This is a genomic window from Lachnospira multipara ATCC 19207 (genome assembly GCF_000424105.1).
GTDB lineage: Bacteria > Bacillota > Clostridia > Lachnospirales > Lachnospiraceae > Lachnospira > Lachnospira multipara.
On record NZ_AUJG01000001.1, the window covers coordinates 315,048 to 341,908 of the forward strand.

Here is a 26,861-nt window from a genome sequence, read left to right on the forward strand (position 1 = left end):
AACATATTGTATACAATATTGAGCAATGTTGTAAAACTTTAAATAAAATCTCCCCCTAAAAGAGGGGTGCGAGAGGGGGTATAGAGGGGGTAATATTGTTCGTGTTAATGGTTCGAGATAATTAAATATTATAATTTGAAATTGGGGCGGTCAAATTGTAAGTTGGAGAGAAACTATTTCGAATTAAAGTAAATAAAGGAGGATATGAAATGTTTAACATTGAGGGGAGACTTATTAAGTCTAAAAGATTATTATGTTTAATCTTTACACTTATTTTTGTTCTTACAACTTTAGTGACATCAGTAGGACAAGCAAGCGCAGTAGGAGTTTTGGGAGCAGAGAATGATAATGACAACAATAATACTTCAGACGAAACATATAGTATTACTACTGATTATGAGCCAGTAGATGGAGAGGATAATAGCTATATTGTTACGATTAAATGTAAGCCTGATAATTATTTGGATCGTATACATTGTCATCTCACTGTTAATATGGATAGACATTTTAAATGCGTGGAAGAAAGTATTTTAGTAGATTGTGATGATTCTTCCACTTTTGATATGTCTTATTATCCAAACGGACAAGGTTATGAATTCTGTCTAGGAGATTTAAATAGTGAAGTAACAGTTAAATTTAAAGCTGTTGCTGATAAAGCTTCCTTATCAGAAAAACCAACTAATGAAAGCCTTTATATTACACAGACTTCTTATTTTCAGATTTTTGCAGATTGGCCTAGGTCAATAAAAATACCAGCAATTGGACCTGTAAATAAAAGAAATGTTGTTATTAATTATTATAAGGACAAGGTAGATGATTCAGTAGATGAAAATGGTAATTATTTATATTACTTAGGATCTGATACTGAACATTTTATAAATCAAGAAGTTGGTAGTGCTATAAAAAAAGAAGATGTCCCTAATAAGAATACATTTATTCCAGATGGATATAAGGAGAATGCAGAATTTGCAACAGAATTTGATGAAAATGATGAATTTATAGTTTCAGCTAATGGTGATGAAAATGTAATTAATCTAGTTTACAAAGAAAAAGAAAGTTATCCATATTCTGTTTTATATTATAAGGATAGTGAAAGCGATGAAAACTTATTAAAAGATATTTCTGTAATAGGTGAAGCTGAATATGACTCAGAAATACCTTTCAATTTAGAAGATGCCGCAACATTAATTGAAAAGTTTAGACCAGTTGGTTATACAGGTCGTTATAGTATTACATATGATGCTGAACATTATACAGGAAGAATTCAGTCATTTAAAAATGGTTTGTATAATAAAGTAAAAATTGTATATACAAAAGGTGTATACCCATATAAGATTGTATATTACAAGGATAGTATAAGTGATGGCAATAAACTAAAGGTTGTTGCCTATGATGATGATAGCAGAGTGTTAGAAAAAGAATATTTATCTGTAGTTCCATTTAGCGAGGTTAATAAAAATCTTTCACAGCCAGAAGGTTATAATGAAGGTGTTATCATTGAAGAATCAGATACTAATACAGGACTTACAATCACTGAAAAAGATAATGTAATTAACGTTTTATATACTAAGAAAATCTTACCATATACAGTTAATTATTATGTTGAAGGTGAGGATGAACCATTTAAGACTGAAGAAGGTGAGGCAGAATATGAATCAGAAATTCCTTATGTAGATAAGACAACAGATTTAGGCGAGGAATATGAAGATATCCTAAAGGGTTATGAAGAAACTGGTGAAGTTACAAAATACAATGAAAAGGGTGTTATTACAACAGATCCAGACAAAAATGTAATTGATGTAGTATTTAAACTTAAGGATGTTGAATATTTAGTGGAATACTATAAGGAAGTTCTTGATCCAGAGACTAATGAAATTAAGCAGGAAAAGATTTCATCATATGATGGAGTATCAAAGTATGGTAATGAATTTGCTTATAGTGAAGATGATACACAACTTGATGATGAAAATATTATTAATGTATTAGTTAATAAAGAGCATCCAGGAGATGGCTATGAAGATTTAGCTCAAAAATTATTAGCTCCTGAAAAACTTGGTCTTACTAAGGAAGAAAATACTGTAAAAATTCTCTATAAGTTAATTGTCCCAGAGGAAATTGCAGCAGACGAAGATGAAGTAAAGCCAGAAGAGATTGCAGCAGATGAGGATGAGGTAAAGCCAGAAGAAGTAGCAGCAGACGAAGAAGTAATAAAGCCTTTAGTTATAGAACAAGAAGTAGCAGCAGATTCAGCAGAGGTAAATACAGCTGATATAAATGCTATAGCAATAAGACTATTATGTGTATTAATGCTAGGATCTATTCTTTTAGTTGCAACAGTAATTCTTAATAACAAGAAGAAGTCTTTATAAAATTAATTTAAAGGGACTTCAATTATAAACTTAAATTAATTATGCCTGAAAGATTTGGGATTTACTCAAAACTTTTCAGGCATTTTTTAATCTTATTTTAATCTTAGCTACATTTGACTTTAATTTAATTCTTGTATTCTATAATCAAGTTAAGGATATGAATTTCTTAGTTAAAGAGACGTGCACACTGTTTAACTTATTACCTTATTACAGAAATTTATAGACATAACTTCTAGGGAATATTAAAATTAATTATAGAATAAAGGAGATATCATTATGGATAAGTTAGAGAAAGTTGAAAAGATAATTGAAAAGACAGGGGTTAGTTACGAGGATGCTAAAAATGCCCTTGATCAGTGCAACGACGACATCTTAGATGCCATCTGTCTACTTGAAAAGGAAGGTAAGATTAAGAATAGTTACACAGCAAGTTATACAAGCTTTCCAGGTGGTAATGAAACAGATGAGAAATTTGCTAAGGCACAAGCAAATTATGAGAAGTCAGTTAAGGAAGAAAAATTTAGTGACATATTATCAAGTTTCTTTAACTGGACTAAGAAAATTGTAGATAAGAGCTTTAAGATTTGCCTCTTAGTTAAAAGACACGGGACAGAACTTGCAAAGATCCCACTATTTTTCTTCTTAGTATTAATGATTTTAGGTTTCTGGTTTTTCGTTCCAGTTCTAATCATTGGCTTATTTTTAGAGTGTAGATACAGTTTTGTTGGGTTAAATTCAGAAAAAGTAGACATAAATGATGTATGCGACAAAATGGCTGATGGTGTGGATGATTTTAAGAAGAATATCAACAAGTAATTAACAAGTAATTGATAATTGATAAATATATAGTAAACAGATTAGAAAAGGGTTTTGATTATGAGTAAGTTGCTAATTATAGAAGATGAAGTAAAGATTGCTCGATTTGTGGAGCTAGAATTAAAACATGAAGGCTATGAGGTGGATTCCTCAATGGATGGCAGAGAAGGGCTTGAGAAGGCGCTTACAGGCAATTTCAATTTAATTTTACTAGACATTATGTTGCCAGGCCTTAATGGCCTTGAGGTTTTGCGCCGCATAAGAGCTAACAATATTAAAACTCCTGTGATTATGTTAACTGCTAGAGATGCAGTAATGGACAAGGTTTCAGGCCTTGATGCAGGAGCCGATGACTACATAACAAAGCCCTTTGCTATTGAAGAACTGCTAGCAAGAATTCGTGTAAGCCTTAAGCACAATAGTCTTTCTGAAAATGTGACAAATACGGGACATGCAAAAAAAGACCTAGATGTTACATTTTCAATAAAAGGAGTAGATTTAAGCGTGCCAAGACACGAGGTTTTGGTAAAAGGGGATGTTGTGGAGCTTACCAATAGGGAGTTTGAGCTCTTAAGGACTCTTATGGAAAATAAAAATATCGTCCTAAACCGTGAACAGCTTCTAAATAAAGTCTGCGGATACGACTATATGGGGGAAACTAACATAATTGATGTCTATGTCCGTTACCTAAGAACAAAAATTGATGATAAATACCAGATAAAGCTAATCCAGACCATTCGCGGCGTGGGTTACGCAATAAAGGAATAAAATATGGAAAATGAGAAGAATAAAAAGACCACATCTATTGCAAGAAAGATAAATTGGAAAATATGGCTACACTCGCTTAAACATCTAATTATCATGGATATCGCTATCCTTGTAGTCAGTTTTTTTGTATTTATTTACACTTGCCTAGAGGCTTCAGAGCTAAATGTCTACGATGTGGTTAACAGGGTGACAAACTACGAGCAGGAAGTTAATGCCATTAGGATTAATAGGGATGATAGTGGAAACTTCTATAATAGTGCTTATTTATATGTAAATGTAACTTTTAACGATGACAGAGGAACTAAAGAGTACCGCTATTACATTAGGGATTTTTACAATCCATTTCGTTTGATGGCATGTGTTTGTCTAGTAGCGGAGCTTATTTACATTTTCCAGATGACTCTTAATACAAGAAGAATTAGAAAGTCCCTTAGGCCCTTTAACGAGCTGGCTATTAAGGCGGAGGCTTTGGCAAATGGAACGAATGTTGATAGTCTTGAACATCTAGAAAAGGTGCTAATGCAGGCAGATGAGTCGGTTACATCTATAAAAACAGGCGACAAAGATCTTGAGAGCTTAGAGATAGCTTTAAATAGTTTGATTACTAAGATTCAGGAAGCAAAGAAAAGTCAGGTGCGATTTGTATCGGATGCCTCTCATGAGCTTAGAACTCCAATCGCAGTAATTCAGGGCTATGTAAATATGCTTGATAGATGGGGCAAAGACGATCCAGAGATACTAAATGAAGCGGTGGAGGCTCTAAAAAATGAGTCAGAACACATGAAGGAACTTATTGAGCAGCTTCTCTTCCTTGCAAGAGGTGATAGTGGCAGAAATAGCCTAAACAGGCGAGATTTCTTCTTTGAGGAAATGTTACACGATCTTTGGGAAGAGTCTCTTATGATAGATGAAAAACATCAGTACAAATTAGATAACTGTGAGGCTATAGAGGAAGTGCTAGCAAGGGCTGATGGCCTTAGTGATGAAGCAAGAGATAGGCTTTATGAGACACATTTTCACAAATATAATGGAGATTATGGCATGCTAAAGCAGGCGGCTAGAATCTTCTTATCTAATGCGACCAAGTACTCAGGGGAGGGCTCAACTATTAGGCTTTCCTATTATGAAAATGCAGAAACGGCCTTTAAGGGTTTCTTAATTCAGGATGAGGGAATTGGCATGAAGGCTAGTGAAGTTGGACATATCTTTGAGAGATTTTATAGAACTGATGGGGTTAGAAATTCGGAAACTGGCGGCACAGGACTTGGTCTTTCTATAGCAAAGTGGATAGTGGATGCCCATGAGGGCAGGATTGATGTCCTTTCAAGAGAAGAGTTTGGAACTAGGTTTATGATAAGCTTTCCTTAGTTGTCTTGACTTTGATTGAAATTGATTGCAAATAATCAGATAATGCCCCGGGTTTTACCTTGACGGTCATTGTAAAAGCAAGTAAAATATTATGGTGTTTTGAGGTTTTGATAATCCGCAAGATTTATTAACAAAATCACAAAACACCATATTTTGTCATTTAGACGATAAATTTTATAAAAATTAGGAGGAACGAAGACTATGGCATTAGTTGGAATTGTCATGGGTAGTGATTCTGATATGCCTGTTATGGCTAAGGCAGCAGACATCCTTGAGAAGTTCGGCATTTCATATGAGATGACAATTATCTCAGCCCACAGAGAACCTGACGTATTTTTTGATTACGCAAAGACTGCAGAGGAGAAAGGATTTAAAGTAATTATTGCAGGAGCAGGTATGGCAGCTCATTTACCGGGTATGTGCGCGGCTATTTTCCCTATGCCAGTTATTGGTATCCCAATGCATACAACTTCTCTCGGAGGAAGAGATTCGCTATATTCAATCGTACAGATGCCTTCAGGCATTCCAGTTGCAACTGTTGCAATTAATGGTGGTGCTAATGCAGGCATTCTCGCTGCTAAGATCTTAGCTACATCTGATTCACAATTATTATCAAAGTTAAAAGATTATACTAAAGAAATGAAGGAAGGCGTTCAGGCTAAAGACGCTAAACTACAGGAAGTAGGATATAAGAATTACACAAAGTAATTTACGATAAGTGATTTATAATAAGTAATTTATGGTAGATTACAGTTGGCAATTTAAAAGGTAATTTACACAAAGAGATTTGTGTGAATGATAGACACATTTGCTTAAAGCTTAGGCAAATAAAAAATTATTTATAAAGAATGAGGTATGAAAATGGATTACAAAAAGTCTGGTGTTGATATTGAGGCAGGTTACAAGGCAGTAGAGCTTATGAAGGAGCACGTTGCTAAGACAATGAGACCTGAGGTACTTGGTGGTCTTGGTGGTTTCTCAGGAGCATTTTCTTTAGAGAAGTTCAAGGGAATGGAAAAGCCTACATTAGTTTCAGGTACAGATGGTGTTGGTACAAAGCTTAAGATTGCTTTCACACTTGATAAGCATGATACAGTAGGTATTGACTGTGTTGCTATGTGTGTTAACGATATTGCTTGTGCAGGTGGAGAACCTTTATTCTTCCTTGACTATGTAGCTTGTGGTAAGAACGAACCTGAAAAGATTGCTACTATCGTTAAGGGTGTTGCTGAGGGATGTCTTCAGTCAGAATGTGCACTTATTGGTGGTGAAACAGCTGAAATGCCAGGTTTCTATCCAGTTGATGAATACGATTTAGCTGGTTTTGCAGTTGGTATCGTTGATGAGAAGGATTTAATTACAGGTAAGGACATTAAGGCTGGTGATACACTTATTGGTATTACATCAAGCGGTGTTCACTCAAACGGTTTCTCACTTGTACGTTCAGTATTTACAATTACAGAGGAATCTCTTAACACATACTATGACTCACTTGGTAAGACATTAGGAGAAGCATTAATTGCTCCAACTAAGATTTATGTTAAGGCTTTAAAGAGCGTTAAGGCAGCAGGCGTTAAGATTAAGGGCTGTTCTCATATTACTGGTGGCGGTTTCTATGAAAATATCCCAAGAATGCTTCACGATGGTGTAAGAGCTGTAGTTAAGAAGGATTCTTATGAAGTACCAGCAATCTTTAAGATGCTTCAAAATGACGGTGACATCGAAGAAAAGATGATGTATAACACATTCAACATGGGTATTGGTATGGTTCTTGCAGTAGATCCAGCTGATGCAGATAAGACATTAGAGGCTTTAAAGGCAGCAGGTGAAGAAGCTTATGTAATCGGTCAGATTGAAGAAGGAGAGAAGGGAGTTACTGTATGCTAAGAGTAACTGTCTTAGTTTCAGGTGGCGGAACTAATCTTCAGGCAATTATAGATTCAGTTAATAATGGAACAATTAAGAATACTAAGCTTGTGGGTGTTATTTCTAATAATGCAGGAGCTTATGCCCTAGAGAGAGCAAAGAAAGCAGGTATTCCTAGCTTTTGCATTTCTCCTAAGGACTATGAATCAAGAGAAATCTTTAACGATACACTTTTAGCTAAGGTTAAGGAGCTTGAAACTGATTTAGTAGTACTTGCTGGTTTCTTAGTTAGAATTCCAGAAAAGATGGTTCATGAATTTTCTCATAGAATCATTAACATTCATCCATCACTTATTCCATCATTTTGTGGAGTAGGTTACTATGGACTTAAGGTTCATGAAGCAGCTCTTGCTAAGGGAGTTAAGGTTTCAGGTGCAACAGTTCATTACGTAGATGAAGGCATGGACACAGGAGAAATTATTTTCCAAAAGGCCGTTGAGGTTAAGGAAGATGATACTCCAGAAACTTTACAAAGAAGAATAATGGAAGAGGCTGAATGGAAGTTACTTCCAGCAGCAATTAATAAGATAGCTTTGAATAGTTAACCTGTGCTTAGGTTAATTTACGGGGCCAAAGGCTTTTGGCCTTTGACCCCTATTTTAAAATTGGATTTTGGGAAGGAAAAATTATGAAGGTTTTAGTTGTAGGTAGCGGCGGAAGAGAGCATGCAATTTGTTGGAAATTATCTAAGAGTGCTAAGGTTGATAAGATTTACTGTGCACCAGGAAATGCAGGTATTGCAAGTGTTGCAGAATGCGTTGATATTAAGGCTATGGAATTTGAAAAGCTAGTAGCTTTTGCTAAGGAGAAGGAAATTGACCTTACAGTTATTGGTATGGATGATCCTTTAGTTGGCGGTATTGTTGATGAATTTGAGAAGGAAGGACTTAGAGTTTTCGGACCTAGAAAGAATGCAGCAATCCTTGAGGGTAGCAAGGCATTTTCTAAGGACTTAATGAAGAAATACAATATTCCAACAGCTGCTTATGAAACATTTAATTCAGCAGACGCAGCTAAGAAATACTTAGAAGAAGAGGCAGAATTCCCAATCGTACTTAAGGCTGATGGCTTGGCTTTAGGTAAGGGAGTTTTAATCTGTGAAACTAAGGAAGAGGCTCTAGCTGGTGTTGATGAACTTATGCTTGATAAGAAGTTTGGTTCAGCAGGCGATAGAATTGTAATTGAAGAATTCATGACAGGTCGTGAAGTTTCAGTTCTTTCTTTCGTAGATGGTAAGACTATTAAGATTATGGCTTCAGCTCAAGACCACAAGAGAGCTAAAGATAATGATGAAGGCTTAAATACAGGTGGTATGGGTAACTTCTGTCCATCACCTTTCTATACAGATGAAGTTGATGACTTCTGCAAGAAGTATGTATATCAGGCAACTGTAGATGCTATGGCTAAGGAAGGCAGAGAATTCAAGGGAGTTATCTTCTTTGGTCTTATGCTTACACCAAAGGGACCAAGAGTATTAGAGTACAATGCTAGATTTGGTGATCCAGAAGCTCAGGTTGTACTTCCAAGAATGAAGAATGATATTGTTGATGTATTTGAGGCTTGTATTGACGGAACACTTGATAAGATTGACTTAGAATTTGTTGATGATGCTTGTGTTTGTGTTGTATTAGCTTCTGATGGTTATCCAGTATCATACGAGAAGGGCTTTGAAATCAAGGGTATGGAGAAGTTTGAAGGAAAGGATGACTACATCCTATTCCACGCTGGAACTAAGTTTAATGAAGAAGGTAAGATCGTTACAAACGGTGGTAGAGTTCTTGGCGTAACAGCTCTTGGCAGTAGCCTTAAGGAAGCTAGACGTAAGGCTTATGAGGCAACTGAGTGGGTTGAGTTTGAGAACAAGTACATGAGAACTGATATAGCTAAGGCTGTAGAGAATATGTAATAAAGGCTTTTGGACGTGTGAGTATTGCAGACGTTTAGGGCTTGTGGGAAGAGTGACTGCTTGGCAGTCACTCTTTTTTTGTTGTGGTGGGACTTGTTTGAGGCCTAGTGGGGGCGGAGAGTATGGTGGGGTTTGTTGTGGGGACTATTGTGGTGGGATTTGGTGGGGGTTTCTGCAGGTAATTTAGCGAGTTTCCCCTTTTACCTGTATTGAGGAAGTTGTTGTTTTGGGGTGATGCAGTCAATTGGCTATATTTATAGAATTGGGGGTATCAAACTTGCTTTAATTTTTTAACAGTTACGGGTAAAGAAAGAAAAAAGTAAATATAACTGTAGTGGGCTGCTAAAAAGAATTTAATAAGTTACGGGTAATTCTAAAAAATAAGCAAGTTGATTGTAGAGGAACTAATCTAACTTGCTAATTAGTACTGAAAGAATACAGTTAATTTGCGGGTTTTAAAGGATTGACTGTATAGTGAACCGAAAGGTCCTATAGGCCAATACGATCAAATAAGAATTCTTGTGGATTTACCTGTAGGACTTAAAAATCTTAAACTTTCTTTCATACAGTCAACTGAAGAAAAATAATGCTTTGCCGGTAATACTTAAGAAACCTTTTGAATAAAAAAGATAAAGAACAGTTATTGACGACATATGGAAGAGGGAGAGGGTAGGCCGCCATCCCTCCACATATCTAAAAAATCAATTTCCCCAATCCCCTTGACATATCTGTTTATAGAGTGTATATATTTATATATACAGTAGATGTACACAGCGAATACAGCTGTTAGATCTTGCTGCATTTGCTGCAATACTACTACACAAACAAGAAGGAGTTTATATGATAGAAATTAAGGATTTAAAGAAGAAGCTTGGTGCTATGGAACTTAATATGTCTCTTGAAATCCCTGAAGGATATATATGTGGACTTATTGGTAGGAATGGTTCTGGTAAGACAAGCTTGTTTAATTTAATAACAGGTTTAATGAGTCCGGATGAGGGCAAAGTAGTAATAGATGGCTTAGAATATGGGAAAGATGATAAAGCTATATATGCTAGAATCGCCTTAGTATCTGAAGATGGTTTATTAGATGGCTATTGTACAGCTAAGGAAAATGGCCTTATTTATGGGAGATATTATACAGGATTTAATATGACTAGTTTCTTGTGCTTACTGAATAAGTATAGAGTTAATCCTAATATTGCTATTGATAAGTTATCAAGAGGTGAGAAGTTAAAAGTACAGTTTGCATTTGCAATTAGTACAAGGCCTAAATATTTAATTCTCGATGAGCCAACGGCTAACTTTGATCCAGAATTTAAGAAGGCATTTCATGAAGAAATAAATAAGTTAATGTCAGATGGTAAACATACAGTAATATTTGCAACTCATATAACTTCTGAAATAGATAGATTAGGAGATTATTTATTATTCATACATGAAGGAAAGAAAGTCTTTATGGGAGATTTAGAAAGCTTTAGAGATAAGTATAAGTTAGCAGTAGGAGAAGAATTCTATATAGATAGATTAACGAAGGAAGCACTAATATCTAAGGATGTAAATAAATATTCTACAAGGGCTATGTTTGATATGGATTTAATTAATAAGGATTTAGATGAAAGATACATGAATCACTTAGAATTTAGTCCGGCAACAATAGAAGACTTTATGTATTTTTACACTAAGGAGGTAGCATAATGAAAGATAGATTAAGAGTGTATTTATCAGCTTTTAAATTAAGAAAAATAATAAATGACCGTGGCCTTGGAATTTGCTTTATATGGCTAATCATAGTTATAGATAGAATAAATGATCATGGTGATGAATTTTTTTCAAACTCAGTGTTTATAGGTTTATTAGGGGTGCTATTACCCATGTTTTTAATTGTAGTTTCTATGTTTTTTCATAAAATAAACTATGACAAGGTATTTTATCTTTTGCCAATGACATTAGAAGAAAGAAGAAAAACCATAGTATCTAACTATTTATTTACTGTAATGATACATTTAATTATAGGAATTATTCCTTTATGCCTTGTTTTAATAATGGCTAGAGTAAACATTTTTACAGCAGCTTTTATGCTATTAAATGTAATAATCTTAAGCTTTATGATTATACCAAAGGGCTTTAATGAATATGTTTCCGTAAGATTTGTAATGGTGGTTGTAGCATGTTTTATAACTCAACTAATTGAGGTGGATATGTTTTATGAAACAAGAATAATGGTGCATGCGTTTATGTGGCTTATAATGTGTGTTTTCATTATTCCAATGGCTTATAGCTGTAAGAAAAAAATAATAGAAGAATTTGATTATGCCATGACTTATAAAGAAATAAAAAAGGCTAAGTAGAGGTGAATATATGGATTTGACAATAAAGATATATCCCCAGGGCACTCTTGCAATTTATGAGCAGATAGTGATGCAGTTAAAGAATGCCATAGTTTCAGGGGATTTAAAGGCAAATGAGGCGCTACCTTCAATTAGACGCCTTGCCGCAGATTTAGGCGTAAGCGTTATTACAACAAAAAGAGCCTATGAAGAACTTGAAAAGGAAGGGCTTGTAAGGTCAGTGGCAGGTAAGGGCTTTTACGTTTGCGAATACAATACAGACTATTTAAAAGAGAAGCAGTTAATGATTATTGAGAAAATGTCACAAGAGGTCATAGCTGAAGCTAAGGCTGCAGGACTAAGTCTAGAGGATTTTATTGAGATGATAAAGGCACTTTATGACTAAGGGACTTTGAATAAAATGGACAAGATTATAAGTGTCTGATTGAATAAAAAGGACATGGATAAATTAGCATAAAAGGATAGGATATTATGAATAAGATACTTGAACTTAAAAATGTAACTGTAAAAAATAAGAAATTCAAATTAGAAAATATAAATTTTGCCCTTGAAAAAGGCTATGTTTATGGCTTGGTTGGTAAAAATGGTGCAGGTAAATCTACTCTTTTAAAATCAATATATTTTGAAAATTGGCCATATAAGGGAGATGTTTTATTTTCTGGATTTGATATAAAGAAGAATAGAAGATCTGTAATGGAAAAAATAGGCTATATCTCTGAAGATTTTAGCTTTATAGATGATAGAAGTATGGCTGAAAATGCTAGACTTTTTTCTATTGCTTATAGTGATTTTGATAAGGAAATCTGGGAAGAAATGACAAAAAAATTAGGAATTAATTTAAACACTAATTATATGGATTATTCTAGAGGTGAAAAGATTAAAGCCCAGTTAGCCTTTGCATTTGCCCACAAGGCGGAATTGTTAATTATGGATGAAGCAAGCGCAGGACTTGATGCAGTTTTCAAAAAGGAAATGTATGACCTAATTAGAGAAGGACTAGTGGATGGATTAACTGTTTTATTAACAAGTCATGATTATGAAGAAATAAAGAGAAATACTGATTTCTTCGCAGTAATTAAAGATGGAGTTTTTGGCGAATTTAAAGAAACTATAGAGGAGAAGGGTTATGAATATCTTTAAAAATGAGGAAATGTGTGAAATTGATGATTTAATACAAGAAGTGAATAAAGATTATAGTTATAGAGGCTTGCAAAAATTATTAGCCTATGTATTTACTAGCATTTTTATTTTTTTTATGCTCTTTTATGTTGGCACACAAGAAGAATTAAATAGCATTATAGTCATTGTATTTGTATTTTTTTATTTAGGGAAAACATTTTTTAATAACGACAAAAGAGTTTTATTTCATAACAATAATTCTCGGGCTCAGCAATTAAGATTATATAAAATTACCATGATTAGTCAGTTAATATTGTTATCTCCATTTAGTTTAAAGAATTATTATAAGCTTTGTTTTTATTATCATGTAAAGTTTATAGTATGGACTTCTTTAGTATTATTTTTGATATTAGGTTTTTTTGTCTTAGTAGGTACTTTACATTTTTATCCTATGAGGTTATTAGTATATCTTCTTATGATTGTGCTGCAAATGCTTGCAGAAATTTTGGATTATATTTTAATTGCTAGAACAGCATAAATATTGACTTATGTTTGTATTTGCTAAATAATTTAGTTTGCTACCACGATAAATTAAGTCTAGAAATCTTAAGAGCTTTGTTGTAGGATATATAGGACTAGACTATAATGAAAGAATATGAGGAGAAACATGAAAATGGACGATAATTATAAGTTATTAAAAAATTCAATAGACGAAATTCTAGAATTTTTAGGCGCCAGTACAGTTAATCCCATATCTGTAAGTAATTTTTGTATTAAGATGGGATTCTCTATTGAGGAAAAGGAATTAATGCAAATAAAGTTTTGTAAATTGGCATCAGATACAATTGAAGATGGTAAAACACTAAAACTAGAAGATTGTAGAAAAATTATAGAGGAAGTTCATCCATCCAATTTAGGAGTACCTTATTCGGATGATGTTATAATTGGATTTACAAGAGCTTATGCTAATATTATTCCGGATTTAAAAGAATTGATTAAAGAATGGAAATAAAAATAAGGCTAATTTGAGATTTTCAAATTAGCCTTATTTTTTAAAACATGAATATAAATAATGACAAGAAATAATTTAGTTTGCTACCACGATAAATTAAGTCTAGTAATCTTAAGAGCTTTGTTGTAGAATATATAGGACTAGGCGATAATAAAAAGTATAGACGAAATAAGAAAGGATCCGAAATATGAAGATTACATCAGTTAAGGGTACTAACGATTACCTACCTAATGAAGTGGAAATTAGAGATTATTTACAGAGTGAAATTCTTAATACATACGTTGCTAACGGATTTGAACATATTACAACACCAGCTATTGAAGATATTGAGAATCTTGATAAGTCAGAGGGTGGAGATAACTTAAATCTTATTTTTAAGATTATGAAGAGAGGCGATAAGCTTGATAAGGCTATTGCTTCAGGTGTTACATCTAAGAACGAGAACGTACTTGCAGATATGGGTCTTAGATATGATTTAACACTTCCTTTAAGCAGATATTTTGCTAATAATAAGGATAAGTTATCACTTCCAATGAAGTGTATCCAGATGGATAGAGTTTATAGAGCTGAAAGACCACAGAAAGGTCGTTTAAGAGAATTTGTTCAGTGTGATATTGATATCATTGGTTCTGATTCAAGAGATTCAGAAGTTGAGCTTATTCTTACAACAACTAAGGCTTTAAAGAGAATCGGTATGAAGAACTTCAAGGTTAAGATTAACGATAGAAGATTACTTAGAGCCTTCCTTTCAAATTGTGGATTTAAGGAAGAAGAATTAGATAGTGTATGTATTACATTTGATAAGATGGATAAGATCGGACTTGATGGAGTTAAGGCTGAATTAGTAGAGAAGGCTTTTGATGAGGCTGCAATCACTAAGTTTACTGACTTCTTAACAGGAGTTTCATCACCTTCAGAAATCAGTCTTGAATCAGTTGAGGCAATCTTAGAGGATAAGACACCAGCTGATAGCTTAAAGTACATCATTAACACAGTTAAAGAAATGACTGCAGGAGATGAAAACGCCTTTGATGTAGTATTTGATTTATCTTTAGTTAGAGGTCAGGGATATTACACAGGTACAGTATTTGAAGTAGAAAGCATTGACTTTAAGGGAGCTATTGCAGGTGGTGGCCGTTATGATAACCTTATTGGTAAGTTCTTAGGTCAGCAGGTTAGTGCAGTTGGTTTCTCTATCGGTTTTGAAAGAATTTTCTCAATTCTTATGGAAAATGGCGTAGACGCTAAGTCTCGTCCAGAAAGAATTGCAATTATGTATGATGATGGCGAAGTTGTTAAGGCTTATAAGATTGCTGAAAAATACAGAGAAGAAGGTAAGAGTTGTTCACTTTATCTTAAGCCTAAGAAGATGGGTAAGTTCCTTGGAAAGCTTGAAGAAAGAGGATATAAGGGCTTTGTAAATGTAAGCAATGGCGAAGATATCAGTTTCTTTGGCGAGGAAAAGTAGAATTAAATAAGTCTTGCTATAAAAAAATAATTATGTATAATAGTTATTGTTCATCGGAGGATGTGTAAAGGAAGATTATGCGTCGGATAAGATGACAGATTGATTCTGTTATTCTTTTCCGGCGCTTTTTTTAAGCTTAACATTGGATAAGAGAATAAATTTTAGTTATGAGATTTAATTATGAGAGGTAATGTATGGATTTATTAACAGAAAAAATAAGCAAGATTTATTTTAAGTACTTAGCAGCTGCTTTTGGTAGTGCTCTTATTGTTTCAATTTATGCTTTAGTTGATACGATTGTAATTGGAAGATATGAGGGTCCTAATGGTACTGCGGCTGTAGCTAATTTTATGCCTATGTGGTCAATTATGTTTGCTCTTGGAATTTGCTTTGGCATAGGTGGTTCGGTGCTATTAGCACAGCGAAGAGGTGCCGGGAAATTTGAAGAGTCTAATAAATATTTTACTACATCAGTGATATTATCAGTGATTGCCTCAGCAATTATTTTTATAGTATATAACCTTTGGGCAAGAGAATTACTTTATTTATCGGGAGGTCGAGGCGCAGTTCTTGATTTATCGACTAAGTACTGTTTTTACATAGCCTTTGCATCTCCACTTTTTGTGATTGGGCAAATGTTAATACCCCTTGTAAGAGTAGATGGAAAGCCTTTCATTACAACAGTTGCTGTAATTGCAGGTGGTGTATTTAACGTATTTGGAGACATTTATTTTGTTTTTGGCCTTGATATGGGAATTCTTGGCGCTAGCCTTGCAACAGCAATAGGTCAGCTAATTTGTATAATAATATTATTGTGTCACATTTTTTCAAAAAAATGTAAGCTAAGACTAAACTTTAAAGATTTAAAATTAGGAAAGAGAATAAGACAGGTAGTTTCTACAGGTAGCGCAACCTTTATTGTAGATATTGCTATTGGCGTTGTAACAATCCTTGTAAATAACCAGATTATGCGCTATTCAGGAGAAACAGCCCTGGCAGTTTATGGTGTAATTAGCTCATATGTAACAGCAGTTCAGTCAGCAAGTTATGCAGTAGGTGAGTCAGGACAGGCTATTATTTCAACTAATTATGGTGCAGGAAATGCTAAGCGTGTAATAGAAGCAAGACGAGTAATGCTAATAACTGCCTTAGTTGGTGGAATTTTCTTTTGTATAATTGCAATGCTTTTCCCTAATGCATTACTTAGATTATATATGAAGCCAACTGCCGAAGTTTACGCAATAGGTGCAGGGGCAATTAGACTTTACTGCCTAGATTTAATTTTCCTTATGTTTAACATAGCTTCAACCTACTATTTCCAGGCGGTTAATAGATTAAGGGTATCCCTAGTAGTTTCCCTAGCTAGAGGTTTCTTTGTAAATGGACTATTAGTTATGTTACTTCCAATTATTTTTGGAATTAATGGTGTCTGGATTGCAATTCCAGTGGCTGAATTTATTGTAGCTATTTATGTTGTGTTGATGCTAAGAAAGAAGTTGGTGATAAAATAAAAAAGCATATCAGCTTAAATAGGACATGTCATAGAACATATGGCATGTCTTATTTTTTCAATACCTACTAAAGAGCTTATGGAAAATGTATCCCCAACCGCTTTTTTTAATTTCATATTTTTCATGTACTTTCTCATATTCTTCAGCATTATAAGTACCATTAAGAAGGGACTCCTTAAGTTTTTCAAATTCATCCTCTTCTTCGTGGGCTTTTTCCTTATTCAATTCATTCATAATTCCAGCTGTAATAATACCACTTGGCATGGCAACCATGGCAATGCCAAAGAAGGAACTAATCATAGCAATAAGTCTACCAAGATTGGTTATAGGATAGATGTCTCCGTAACCTACAGTTGTAAGAGTAAGACAAGACCAGTAAACAGCATCAAAAAAGTCCTCGAAACTATCAGGTTCAAGATTAAAAATTAGAGTAGCTGAAATTAGAATATAGGCTACAGCTAATGTAAAGACAGAAGCAAGGGCACCTTTTTGATTTTTAAGTACATTTTTAACAAGACGAATAGTTCTTGAATATCTAAAGATTCTAAAGATTCTAAGGAGTCTTGAAAATCTAAAGATACGTAACAATTTTAGATTGTTACTAAGAAAAGTAAAGGCTGGAAGTATGGTAACAAGGTCAATAATTGCATTAATTGTAAAAGGATATCTTAAAAATGATCTGATCTTAAATTCATTAAATTTAAAATCAGCGGTAGAAAATCTTAAGACATAATCAAATATAAAAATGCCAGCAACAGTTTTATCAAGTACACTAAGCCTTGGAGTCGAGTACTTAAAGGCTAGTGGCACAATACCAAGAATTATTGAAATCAGCATAATCCAATCATAAAGATTAAGTTTTGATGTATTATCCGTAACGGTTGGTTCAATAGCATAGAAAATGTTCTCTCGAATTATATGAATTTTGCTTGAAGTGATAGTTTTCATAATTATCCCCCATTATAAATCTCTTCTATAAGTGTCTAATAAATTATCTAATTAATCACGAACCCAATTCTCTAGAGATTATATCGGAAAAATGCAACTAATAATTAAGAGCGTACTTTTGTAAATAATAGACAAGTTAAAAAATATTTCGAACATACTTTCTATTAACATCTTGTTATGGTATAATTTTTGAGAAAGGAATTCTAATTATTAATAGGGAGGAATTATGGCGTTACAGCTTATTTTTGGCGGTTCAGGTGCCGGTAAGTCAACATTTATTTATAAGAAGATAATAGATGAATCAATTAAGAATCCAGATAAGAACTATATAATTGTTGTACCAGAACAGTACACAATGGCTATACAGAAGAGAGTGGTAGAATTACATCCTCATAAGGGTATTTTGAATATTGATGTTGTATCTTTCCAAAGACTAGCTTTTAAGGTCTTTGAAGAGGTTGGAGGAGTTAATTTTCCTATTCTTGATGATACAGGTAAGAATTTAATTATAAGAAGAGTTTTAGAGCAGAATAAGTCTAAGATGTGCTATTTTGCTAGTAATACAAGTAACACAGGTTTTACAGAACAGATGAAGTCCGTAATTTCTGAGCTTTTACAATATGATATTGATAAGGAAAGATTAGCTAAGATAAAGGAAGACTTCAAGGATAATACAGTTCTTTCATATAAGCTTGAAGATATAGATTTAATCTACAACGGCTTTAAGAAATTTATAGATAATTCTTATATCACTAACGAAGAAATTCTTGATGTATTAGCAAGGGTAGCCATAGATTCTAAGATGTTAAAGAATTCTACTATTGTTCTAGATGGCTTTACAGGTTTTACACCAGTGCAGTATAGGCTTATTAGAATACTTCTTGAAGTTACGGATATGATTTATTTAACACTTACAGCAGACGTAAGAGAGAAGACTAATGTAGATACTGGCATGGAGAATATCTTCTTTATGACTAAGGAATGTGCCTTTGAACTACGAAAGATTTGTGATGAAGAGCATATTGAAATGTTAGAGGATATTAAACTAGAGGATAATTATAGATTTAAAGAGAATAAGGAATTAGCCTTTTTAGAGGCCAACCTCTTTAGAAAAAAATGGACACGTTATAAGGAAGATGTTAAGGACTTAGTTATTTATTCTGGCAATTATCCTAAGGATGAGATTCATTATGCGACTAATGAGATTTTAAAGCTTACTAGATTGTCTGGATTTAGATATTCAGATATAGCTATAGTTACTTCTGATATGGAAAGATATGGAAAACTTACAGCTAATATCCTTGAACAAAATAGCATACCATATTTCCTTGACTATAAGAGACATGTTACATCTAATCCTTTAGTTGAGTTTATTCGTGCTGCCCTAGAAATTGTAACTAAGAACTTTAGTTATGATGCGGTTATGCGCTATTTAAGAACTTCTATGACTGACCTTTCAGTTGATGATATTGATTTAATTGATAATTACATTAGAGCTGTTGGAATTAAAGGTAATAAGAAATGGATGAATCCTTGGACAAGGAAATTTAGAGGACATATTAACGAGACAGACCTTGAAAAGCTTAATAACCTAAGAGAAAGGATAGTTACACCACTTGCTAAATTAAAGGAAGATTTTAGGAAAGCTGAAGGAAATGTACATAAATTAACCCTCGCTCTTTATGATTTCCTATGTATGCTTAATAGTGAAGAGAAGATTATTAACTTAGGCGCAGATAGTGATTTAGCTGATGAATTTGAGAAGGTTTATGCTTTGGTAATGGATCTTTTTGATAAACTAGTGGAACTACTTGGAACTGAGAAAGTAAGCCTAGGAGAATATGTTAAGATTCTTGATTCAGGCTTTGAAGAAATAAAAATTGGTCTTATTCCACCAAGTAATGACTGTGTTGTAATTGGTGATATTAATAGAACAAGACTTGATGATGTTAAGGTATTATTTTTCCTTGGAGTTAATGATGGACTTGTTCCTGCAAGATCTGATTCAAGAAGTATTTTATCTGAAACGGATAGAAGAAGTTTAGAAAGTATGGATGTAAAGCTATCTCCAACTAATCAGGAGAAGGCTTTTGTTCAGCGTTATTATTTATATTTGTTCCTAACAAAGGCATCTAAGAAGCTTTATATAAGCTATGCCAATAAGGATACAGAAGGAAAGTCAATTTTACCATCATATATGATACGAACACTTAAGAAGCTGTACCCTAAGTTAGATGTTATTTATGGTGGAGAGGAAAGTATAGGTGATTTTTATCTTACATTTCCTAAATCCGAATTGAGTTTTGATGATGAAGGTATTATTGATACAATAGCTGCAGCTAAGGCCTTAAGCTTATATGGTAAGGAACTTAGGGGAAGTGTAACATCCTTTGAAGATTATGAAAGATGTCACTACGCATATTTTCTTCGTTATGGCCTAGGGTTACAGGAAAGAGAAGAATATTCTTTTGAAATTAAGGATTTTGGTACAATTATTCACTCAGCCCTAGAACACATTTCATCAGAAATTATTAAGAATAAGATGTCTTTTTCTAATATAAGTGATGAAGAGAGAGCACAGTTAGTTAAGAAGGGTATGGAGGCTGCAATTGATGAAAATGCTAAATCTTTACTTACAGATACTAAGAGAAGTGAATATCTAATTAAGCGAATGACAGATATTATTGACAGATCAGTTTGGACAATTGGAAAGCATCTTGAATCAGGACTATTTAAGCCTGATATGTTAGAAGCTAAATTTTTAACAGATGTGGAATCTATGCCAAAGGATGTTAGCTTTAAGATGAATGGTAAGATTGATAGAGTTGATATTTGTGAAGATGAAGATAATCTCTATGTTAGGGTAGTTGATTATAAGTCAGGTAAGCAAGATCTTGACTTATTATCTATGTATTATGGACTTAAGATACAGCTTATAACTTATCTTAGAGAGGCTATTGAACTTGAAAAAAGAAGATATCACAAGAAAAATTACGTGCCTGCAGGTATTCTTTACTTGAATGTGGACAATCCTATTGTTGAAGCTAATCCAGATGATAGTGATGAAATAGATGAGGCTATATTGCAGGAACTTAAGATGAAGGGCTTAGTTAATGATAATGAACATGTCTATAATCTTATGGAGGATATGACAGATAAGAAGGAAGCTAAATCTATTCCTATAAAGCTTAAAACTGACGGAACTCTTGCTAAGGCTAGTAAGGTAATGTCTACAAGGCAGTTGGAGATGCTTTCTGATTATACTGTTAAGGAGAATATAAGGAAGGCTAATGAAATTATAGAGGGTAATATTGAGATAAACCCATATATAAAGGGTAAAAAAACAGGTTGTGATTACTGCCCTTATAAGAGTATTTGTGGATTTAGTGCTGATTTATCCAAGAAGGGATTTAGAAGACTTGCTAATCTAGAGGATAAGATTATATGGCATAACATAAAGACCACACTTGGGGAAATTAGCGAAGAGGAAGGTGAGGAATAACGTGGGTAAGAATTGGACTAAAGATCAGTTATTAGCGATTAAAGAACGTGATAAGAATATTCTTGTTTCAGCTGCAGCTGGTTCTGGTAAGACAGCCGTACTTGTTGAACGTATTGTAGAGATGATTACAACAGAGCCGGTTACTGATATTGATAAATTCGTAGTTGTTACTTTTACTAAGGCAGCAGCAAGTGAGATGAAGGACAGAATTAGAAAGGCACTTGAAGCTAAGTTAGATGAGAATCCACTTGATACTAATTTACTTAGACAGCAGACATTACTTAATAATGCTCAGATTACAACTATAGATAGTTTTTGCCTTTGGATTATTAAAAATCATTTTTCGGAAATTGACTTAGATCCAGGTTTTAGAACTGCAGACCAGGGAGAAATTAAGCTTCTTGGAGCAGATGTGTTAGATGATTTAATAGAGGAATATTATGAAAAGCAGGATAAGGATTTCCTTAATCTAGTGGAAGCTTATGCTACAGGTAGGGATGATAGTAAGATTAATGACCTAATTGAGAAGGTCTATGACCTTGCTAGATCTAATCCCTGGATTGATGAGTGGTATGACAAGGTTCTAAAGGTATATGAAAGCATTGATTCAGATGATGACAATGCAGCAATAAAGGACTGTTTATCTAGTATTGTATTATCCCTAGAAGGATACGCCGATTTATATGAGGGCATGATTGAGATTTGCGATAGACCAATGGGACCAGAAAAATACAAGTCAACCATGCAAGCTGAAGCAGCAGGAATGAAGAGTCTACTTGAAAGTAAGAATCTTAAGGAATTTATTGAAAAATTAGGACGAATCTCCTTTGATAGAATGCCTTCAATTAGATCAAATCCTGATATAGACGATGATTTAAAAAATCAGGTTAAGAATGCCAGGGATGATTATAAGAAATATATTGAGAAATTAAAGAAGACTTTTTCTAGAGATTATGATGGTCTAATAGCAGATGTTAAGCATTGCTACACATATGTAAGGACCATAATAAAGCTAGCTAAGGAATACAATGAAAGATTAGCCGCAGTTAAGAAAGATCGTGGAATTATTGACTTTAATGATATGGAACATATGGCCCTATCAATTCTTATAAAAAAGGAAGATGGGGAAATAGTTTATACGGACACAGCCAATGAATTAGCTAAGAATTTTGATTATATCATGATTGATGAATATCAGGATTCTAATATGTTACAGGAAGTTATTCTTAATGCAGTATCAAAGCTTAGATTAAACGAACCTAATAATGTATATATGGTAGGTGATGTAAAGCAAAGTATTTATCGCTTTAGACTTGCTTGTCCAGATCTTTTTATTGAAAAATACGATAGTTATAAATACGACTCAGATGAATTTAAGAAAATCGAGTTAAAGATGAATTTCCGTTCAAGAAAGGAAGTACTTTTTGCAACTAATGATGTATTCTTAAACGTGTTTAATAAGGCCTTTTGTGGCATTTCCTATACAAGTGAAGTTAGCCTAAACCCTGGATTTCCTTATCCGGAAACTAGTAGCCATAATAGCTTTGCTAATAGTCCATGCGAAATACATCTAATTGATGGAAAGGGTGTGGATTTTATTGAATCTGATGATGATGACAGCTTAGATGCAGATATGTCAGCTAGCTATGAAGAAGGAAGTTACAACAATAAGGAATTAGAGGCACTTCATATAGTTTCCTTAGTAAGAAAGATAGTTAATGAGGAAAACTATGTGTTTGATACAGATCTTGGAGATTATAGAAGAGCAAGTTATAGGGATATTGTTGTACTTGTAAGATCTAATAAGGGTTGGTCAGATAGACTTGTTAATATTCTTATGAATAACAATATACCTGCTTATAGTGATTATAGTGAGGGCTATTTTAATGTTAGGGAAATTAGCGTGTTACTTAGTTTCCTTACAATAGTAGATAATCCGGTGCAAGAAATTCCTTTATCGGCTTCGCTTTTATCATACTTTGGTGGCTTTAATTCAGAAGATTTGGTAAATATAAGAGTTCTTGGCCGCTATTTAAAGAAAGAAAATTGTCTTGAACATCCTAATCTTTATCATGAGATGCTTGCAATTGTAGAGGAAGTTGATGGGGTATTAGATGAGGCCTTTGAGGCTATTAGCTTAGAAGAAATAAGACAACTAGCTAATAAGATAAGTGTCTTTTTAACTGAATTAAATGATTATCGTAAGAAGTCTAATCTTTTAAATGTATATGACCTATTGTGGGATATTATTTATAATTCTGGTTATTATGACTATGTTGGTACAATGCCAGCAGGTAAGAGACGTCAGTTGAATTTGGAAATATTCCTTGATAAGGCTGCAGCTTATAGTAAGACAAGTTACACAGGCTTGTTTAATTTTCTACGCTATATAGAACGTTTGAAAAAATTCGACATTGATTTTGAAGAGGCATCAACTCTTTCTGAGAATGAAGATTTAGTTCGAATTATGACAATTCATAAGAGTAAAGGCCTAGAATTTCCAATCGTTATTATGGCTGGAGTTAATAAGCAATATAACTTACAAGACTCTAAAGGAACTCTAATTCTTGATTCTAATCTTGGTATGGGAATGGATTATATAGACTTAGATACAAGAACTAAGACAAGCACAATAGTAAAGGGAGCAATTAAGAATAGAATTGATAGGGAAGCAAGAGCTGAGGAACAAAGAGTACTTTATGTTGCAATGACTCGTGCAAGAGAGAAATTAATAATGGTTTCAGCTGTTGATGATGCTAATAAGCTAATTGAAACAGCAACAAGTGAGGCAACACTAGTTAATAACGCCAATGGCTTTAGTTATATGCAGCTTAATAAACATAATAGCTTTTTAGCTATGGTGCTTCCAGTTGCGCTACTCCCTAAGGAACGACAAACAGGAGACTTCCAAATTGATATATTAGCTGCAGCAGATGTGGTAAAGGAAGCACAGTCAGTTGAAGTTGTTGAAACAACCATGACTAAGGAAGATTTCAAAAAAGGAAGCCTACCACCACTTCCAGATTATGTAATTGACCCTAAGGCAGAGCGTCCTGTTAAAGTTACAGTATCAGCTCTTAAGAAGATGCAGGCAGATGCTGACTTTGATAGTGAAGCCATGTCTATAATAAAGGAAGACTACAAGGATCAGGAAGAAGTTATGGAAGATTCTAAGGAAAATTCTATGGTAGATCCTAGTATGGAGATACAGAAAAGCCTAGAATCCAAGGATAATCTAGAAAGTCAAGAAACAGAACTAACTAAGGAATACGAGAATAAGCATGTCCCTAAGTTTATTAAGAATACAGTGGATGAACTTGTGGGCAATGAAAGAGGTAGTGCTTATCATAGAATATTTGAATGCCTTGATTATAGTAAGGTTGAGACTCTAGAAGATATAAAGGATAATCTTCATAAGATGCTTATGGATGAGAAGATAACTAAGCAACAATATGATTGCATAAAGCCAGAGGATATCTATAAATTTACAAAATCAGAAGTAGGTAAGTTAGCAACTAGGGCAAGCAGTCTTGGTAAATTAAGAAGAGAGCAGCCCTTCGTCTTTGATGTAGACGGACAGCTAGTTCAGGGTATTATAGATATGTTTATTATAGAAGATGATGGTATAACAATCGTAGACTATAAGACAGATCGTGTTCGATTTGGTAAAGCAGGCATTGATGAATTAAAGAAACGTTATAAGATTCAGCTTGATTACTATGCTATGGCTATAGAGCAGATTACTGGACTTAAGGTATTAAGAAAGGTGATTTATTCAGTAGGTCTTGGCAAGGAAATTGAGCTTTAGTCTAGGAGGTAGATTTATGAAGGTGTATTGTTACAGTAGATGTTCAACTTGTAAGAAAGCATTAAAGTGGCTAGAGGACAACAATATTAACTACGACTTAATAGATATCAAGGAAAATAATCCAGACCAGAAAACTTTAAAGGAAGCCTATGAAAAAAGCGGCAAGGAATTAAAAAAGTTCTTTAACACTAGCGGTCAACTTTATAGAAGCATGGAGCTATCTAAAAAGTTAAAGGATATGTCAGAAGAAGAACAGCTAAAGCTTTTAGCTACAGATGGCATGTTAGTAAAAAGACCATTAGTTATTACAGAAGATGCCGTATTGCTAGGCTTTAAAGAAGAGGAATGGCAGAGTTTAAAGCAAAGAAGATGATATAGTGAATAATAAGATTTTAATTAAGAGAGCTTATGAAAATGTATCAGAAACCGATGGAACTAGAATACTAGTAGATAGACTTTGGCCAAGGGGTAAGAGTAAAGATATCATTAAACAAAGAGTTAGAGCATTAGCTTTAACTCTTATTTAATTTATAGAAAAGGAAACTATTTTGGTGGGTTATATGTTTTATATATAAAAAGTACTATGTTTTTAGTAAATTAATTAGAATAGATATGAAAAAAATAAGACTCTCGAACTATTGAATATTTTTAAATTTCGCATATAATAATATCATATTTCGAAATAAAAAAAGCTAAAGACTAATTGAAGCTTAGCCTTTAGCAATCTAGTATTCTTAAAAATTAAGAATGACATAATTATATATCATTCTTTATACCCGGGCAAGACATTTAAGAATTGACATCAAAAAGGAGGTATAAAATATGAACAAAATTGTTAGTTTAATAGGTTGTTCTTTCGAAACGGCATCAGTTATCCTCAATGCGTTAGATGTAGCATCATTTATAGGTGTTTTATGTGCATTAACAGGAATTGGTGCAACGGCTGGCGCAGCAATACTTGGATATAAAGCTGCAATAACTACAGTGGCTAAGACAGCAGGTAAATATGCGGCAAAGGCTATGTAATAAATAATACAATATCAATAATCACATAGGAGGTACCAGTCCTGGTACCTCTTATCTTTAAGGAGTATAGATGAACAAAAGTAGAAAAATTATGAGTATATTAATTATATTGATTATCAATGTATTGATATCTGTATTTAATTATGGAAATGTTCTAAATAGCAATACAACTCTATTAAGTGACTATAAAGATATAATAAACAATAATAATCTCTTTATCATAATCACAGTTTGTATAATACAGACAATTCTTTTGCTTATTATGGTTATTATAGACTTATTTCTTCTTGTAGTGATAAACAATATAATTGTAGATAATAAGATATCAATGAAGGAAAATGCATTCAAAATACTTGTGGTTGATTTTCTGATAGTTGTAATTAATTTTCTGGTTTTGATAATAATAGGGGATTATAGGATAAACACAATTAAGCTTATTAATATAATACCATTATCAATTGTTATAAAAGGAATATTGATATATTTTGCTATCTATAGGAATAGATTTAAATCAAAGTATGTAATCACTGTTTTATGTACCGTAATGATTGAATATTTGATTAGTATTGCTTTTTGGTTGATTAATAGAATATAGGAGAAAATTATGAAAAATAATAATAAAAAAATAAAGAAGACACTCATGCTGAATTTGATTATTTGTATTGTAAATGTCATTGTAGGTATTGTAGCGATTGTGTGGGCTTTAAGTTAATATGAAGGAATATCTTAGATTGCATAGACTAATTAAAAAAAGAAGTCTAGAGGAGAGAATAGCATTTACAATTAAACCGCTAATTAATATTTTTGTCGATGAAGATAAAAAGTATATTGTGTCTTTTTTTTACTATTTATATATCTTAACAGAAGTTCTACAATATGTTTTTTTAGCAATATTGTGTTTAATAATCACACATTTTATAAACTATGAAATCCTTGAAATTAGTATTATATGTGCTGTTACAA

Annotated in this window: 23 protein-coding genes; 22 read left to right on the top strand and 1 reads right to left on the bottom strand. The window is 33.3% G+C overall.

Translation table 11 applies throughout. The annotated features are described in order from the left end of the window. The first annotated feature begins 209 nt into the window (after nt 1-209). The 16 genes from G600_RS0101375 to G600_RS0101450 all read left to right on the top strand — a co-directional run bounded on the left by G600_RS0101375 (nt 210) and on the right by G600_RS0101450 (nt 16,614). Nucleotides 210-2,369 carry a hypothetical protein gene (locus G600_RS0101375; RefSeq protein WP_027430327.1) on the top strand — a complete coding sequence of 720 codons (2,160 nt, stop codon included), beginning with the start codon at nt 210-212 and terminating at the stop codon, nt 2,367-2,369. A 276-nt stretch (nt 2,370-2,645) separates the two neighbouring features. After that, entirely contained in the window at nt 2,646-3,185 is a 540-nt protein-coding gene (locus tag G600_RS0101380) for a UBA domain-containing protein (protein WP_027430328.1), read from the top strand. A 60-nt stretch (nt 3,186-3,245) separates the two neighbouring features. Continuing rightward, nucleotides 3,246-3,953, top strand: coding sequence for a response regulator transcription factor (locus G600_RS0101385; protein ID WP_027430329.1), 708 nt, complete (start codon nt 3,246-3,248; stop codon nt 3,951-3,953). Nucleotides 3,954-3,956: 3 nt separating this feature from the next. Further along, nucleotides 3,957-5,321, top strand: coding sequence for a sensor histidine kinase (locus G600_RS0101390; RefSeq protein WP_027430330.1), 1,365 nt, complete (start codon nt 3,957-3,959; stop codon nt 5,319-5,321). A 201-nt stretch (nt 5,322-5,522) separates the two neighbouring features. Next, nucleotides 5,523-6,029 carry a 5-(carboxyamino)imidazole ribonucleotide mutase gene (gene purE, locus G600_RS0101395; RefSeq protein ID WP_027430331.1) on the top strand — a complete coding sequence of 169 codons (507 nt, stop codon included), beginning with the start codon at nt 5,523-5,525 and terminating at the stop codon, nt 6,027-6,029. A gap of 153 nt (nt 6,030-6,182) precedes the next feature. Next, on the top strand, nt 6,183-7,208 hold the full coding sequence (gene purM, locus G600_RS0101400) for a phosphoribosylformylglycinamidine cyclo-ligase (protein ID WP_027430332.1): 1,026 nt from the start codon (nt 6,183-6,185) through the stop codon (nt 7,206-7,208). Then, nucleotides 7,202-7,792 (top strand): phosphoribosylglycinamide formyltransferase, encoded by a 591-nt coding sequence (purN, locus tag G600_RS0101405; protein ID WP_027430333.1) that lies wholly within the window; start codon nt 7,202-7,204, stop codon nt 7,790-7,792. Before purM ends, purN begins: the two co-directional genes overlap by 7 nt. A gap of 83 nt (nt 7,793-7,875) precedes the next feature. Further along, nucleotides 7,876-9,153 carry a phosphoribosylamine--glycine ligase gene (gene purD, locus G600_RS0101410; RefSeq protein WP_027430334.1) on the top strand — a complete coding sequence of 426 codons (1,278 nt, stop codon included), beginning with the start codon at nt 7,876-7,878 and terminating at the stop codon, nt 9,151-9,153. An 840-nt stretch (nt 9,154-9,993) separates the two neighbouring features. Continuing rightward, nucleotides 9,994-10,851, top strand: a complete 858-nt coding sequence (locus G600_RS0101415) for an ABC transporter ATP-binding protein (protein WP_027430335.1) — start codon at nt 9,994-9,996, stop codon at nt 10,849-10,851. Continuing rightward, a complete protein-coding gene (locus tag G600_RS0101420) occupies nt 10,851-11,504 on the top strand; it encodes a hypothetical protein (protein WP_027430336.1) in 654 nt (217 codons plus the stop codon). The genes G600_RS0101415 and G600_RS0101420 overlap by 1 nt, the downstream gene beginning before the upstream one ends. Nucleotides 11,505-11,514: 10 nt before the next feature. Then, nucleotides 11,515-11,889 carry a GntR family transcriptional regulator gene (locus G600_RS0101425; protein ID WP_051195304.1) on the top strand — a complete coding sequence of 125 codons (375 nt, stop codon included), beginning with the start codon at nt 11,515-11,517 and terminating at the stop codon, nt 11,887-11,889. A gap of 86 nt (nt 11,890-11,975) precedes the next feature. Next, a complete protein-coding gene (locus tag G600_RS0101430; RefSeq protein WP_027430338.1) occupies nt 11,976-12,644 on the top strand; it encodes an ATP-binding cassette domain-containing protein in 669 nt (222 codons plus the stop codon). Continuing rightward, on the top strand, nt 12,631-13,161 hold the full coding sequence (locus tag G600_RS0101435) for a hypothetical protein (RefSeq protein WP_027430339.1): 531 nt from the start codon (nt 12,631-12,633) through the stop codon (nt 13,159-13,161). Before G600_RS0101430 ends, G600_RS0101435 begins: the two co-directional genes overlap by 14 nt. 135 nt (nt 13,162-13,296) lie before the next feature. Then, nucleotides 13,297-13,635 carry a hypothetical protein gene (locus G600_RS0101440; protein WP_027430340.1) on the top strand — a complete coding sequence of 113 codons (339 nt, stop codon included), beginning with the start codon at nt 13,297-13,299 and terminating at the stop codon, nt 13,633-13,635. A 187-nt stretch (nt 13,636-13,822) separates the two neighbouring features. Continuing rightward, nucleotides 13,823-15,103, top strand: coding sequence for a histidine--tRNA ligase (hisS, locus tag G600_RS0101445; protein ID WP_027430341.1), 1,281 nt, complete (start codon nt 13,823-13,825; stop codon nt 15,101-15,103). 194 nt (nt 15,104-15,297) lie between these two features. Beyond that, nucleotides 15,298-16,614 (top strand): MATE family efflux transporter, encoded by a 1,317-nt coding sequence (locus G600_RS0101450; RefSeq protein ID WP_027430342.1) that lies wholly within the window; start codon nt 15,298-15,300, stop codon nt 16,612-16,614. 57 nt (nt 16,615-16,671) lie between these two features. On the opposite strand, the gene G600_RS13425 is transcribed toward G600_RS0101450, so the two are convergent. Next, nucleotides 16,672-17,562, bottom strand: coding sequence for an ion transporter (locus G600_RS13425; RefSeq protein ID WP_155885913.1), 891 nt, complete (start codon nt 17,560-17,562; stop codon nt 16,672-16,674). A 226-nt stretch (nt 17,563-17,788) separates the two neighbouring features. On the opposite strand from G600_RS13425, the gene G600_RS0101460 reads away from it, so the two are divergent. From G600_RS0101460 to G600_RS0101485, 6 genes are all read left to right on the top strand, one after another. Continuing rightward, nucleotides 17,789-21,064 (top strand): PD-(D/E)XK nuclease family protein, encoded by a 3,276-nt coding sequence (locus G600_RS0101460; RefSeq protein ID WP_027430343.1) that lies wholly within the window; start codon nt 17,789-17,791, stop codon nt 21,062-21,064. A 1-nt stretch (nt 21,065) separates the two neighbouring features. Next, nucleotides 21,066-24,872: a helicase-exonuclease AddAB subunit AddA gene (gene addA / locus G600_RS0101465; protein WP_027430344.1), complete on the top strand. Its 3,807-nt coding sequence runs from the start codon at nt 21,066-21,068 to the stop codon at nt 24,870-24,872. Between the two features lie 16 nt (nt 24,873-24,888). Then, the gene (locus G600_RS0101470) at nt 24,889-25,245 is read left to right on the top strand and encodes an arsenate reductase family protein (protein WP_027430345.1); all 357 of its coding nucleotides are present in this window, start codon (nt 24,889-24,891) and stop codon (nt 25,243-25,245) included. A 4-nt stretch (nt 25,246-25,249) separates the two neighbouring features. Next, nucleotides 25,250-25,399 (top strand): DUF488 family protein, N3 subclade, encoded by a 150-nt coding sequence (locus tag G600_RS15320; RefSeq protein WP_278244382.1) that lies wholly within the window; start codon nt 25,250-25,252, stop codon nt 25,397-25,399. Between the two features lie 295 nt (nt 25,400-25,694). Continuing rightward, nucleotides 25,695-25,898, top strand: coding sequence for a hypothetical protein (locus G600_RS0101480; RefSeq protein WP_027430346.1), 204 nt, complete (start codon nt 25,695-25,697; stop codon nt 25,896-25,898). A 70-nt stretch (nt 25,899-25,968) separates the two neighbouring features. Further along, nucleotides 25,969-26,493, top strand: a complete 525-nt coding sequence (locus tag G600_RS0101485) for a hypothetical protein (RefSeq protein ID WP_027430347.1) — start codon at nt 25,969-25,971, stop codon at nt 26,491-26,493. Nucleotides 26,494-26,861 lie beyond the last annotated feature (368 nt).

Coding starts and splice junctions, on each gene's coding strand:
- G600_RS0101425 (WP_051195304.1), top strand. CDS start 11,515: ATGGATTTGACAATAAAGATATATCCCCAGGGCACTCTTGCAATTTAT.
- G600_RS0101385 (WP_027430329.1), top strand. CDS start 3,246: ATGAGTAAGTTGCTAATTATAGAAGATGAAGTAAAGATTGCTCGATTT.
- G600_RS0101450 (WP_027430342.1), top strand. CDS start 15,298: ATGGATTTATTAACAGAAAAAATAAGCAAGATTTATTTTAAGTACTTA.
- G600_RS0101390 (WP_027430330.1), top strand. CDS start 3,957: ATGGAAAATGAGAAGAATAAAAAGACCACATCTATTGCAAGAAAGATA.
- purD (WP_027430334.1), top strand. CDS start 7,876: ATGAAGGTTTTAGTTGTAGGTAGCGGCGGAAGAGAGCATGCAATTTGT.
- purE (WP_027430331.1), top strand. CDS start 5,523: ATGGCATTAGTTGGAATTGTCATGGGTAGTGATTCTGATATGCCTGTT.
- G600_RS0101480 (WP_027430346.1), top strand. CDS start 25,695: ATGAACAAAATTGTTAGTTTAATAGGTTGTTCTTTCGAAACGGCATCA.
- purN (WP_027430333.1), top strand. CDS start 7,202: ATGCTAAGAGTAACTGTCTTAGTTTCAGGTGGCGGAACTAATCTTCAG.
- G600_RS0101440 (WP_027430340.1), top strand. CDS start 13,297: ATGGACGATAATTATAAGTTATTAAAAAATTCAATAGACGAAATTCTA.
- G600_RS0101380 (WP_027430328.1), top strand. CDS start 2,646: ATGGATAAGTTAGAGAAAGTTGAAAAGATAATTGAAAAGACAGGGGTT.
- G600_RS0101415 (WP_027430335.1), top strand. CDS start 9,994: ATGATAGAAATTAAGGATTTAAAGAAGAAGCTTGGTGCTATGGAACTT.
- G600_RS13425 (WP_155885913.1), bottom strand. CDS start 17,562: ATGAAAACTATCACTTCAAGCAAAATTCATATAATTCGAGAGAACATT.
- hisS (WP_027430341.1), top strand. CDS start 13,823: ATGAAGATTACATCAGTTAAGGGTACTAACGATTACCTACCTAATGAA.
- G600_RS0101430 (WP_027430338.1), top strand. CDS start 11,976: ATGAATAAGATACTTGAACTTAAAAATGTAACTGTAAAAAATAAGAAA.
- G600_RS0101435 (WP_027430339.1), top strand. CDS start 12,631: ATGAATATCTTTAAAAATGAGGAAATGTGTGAAATTGATGATTTAATA.
- purM (WP_027430332.1), top strand. CDS start 6,183: ATGGATTACAAAAAGTCTGGTGTTGATATTGAGGCAGGTTACAAGGCA.
- G600_RS0101460 (WP_027430343.1), top strand. CDS start 17,789: ATGGCGTTACAGCTTATTTTTGGCGGTTCAGGTGCCGGTAAGTCAACA.
- G600_RS0101485 (WP_027430347.1), top strand. CDS start 25,969: ATGAACAAAAGTAGAAAAATTATGAGTATATTAATTATATTGATTATC.
- G600_RS0101420 (WP_027430336.1), top strand. CDS start 10,851: ATGAAAGATAGATTAAGAGTGTATTTATCAGCTTTTAAATTAAGAAAA.
- G600_RS0101470 (WP_027430345.1), top strand. CDS start 24,889: ATGAAGGTGTATTGTTACAGTAGATGTTCAACTTGTAAGAAAGCATTA.
- G600_RS0101375 (WP_027430327.1), top strand. CDS start 210: ATGTTTAACATTGAGGGGAGACTTATTAAGTCTAAAAGATTATTATGT.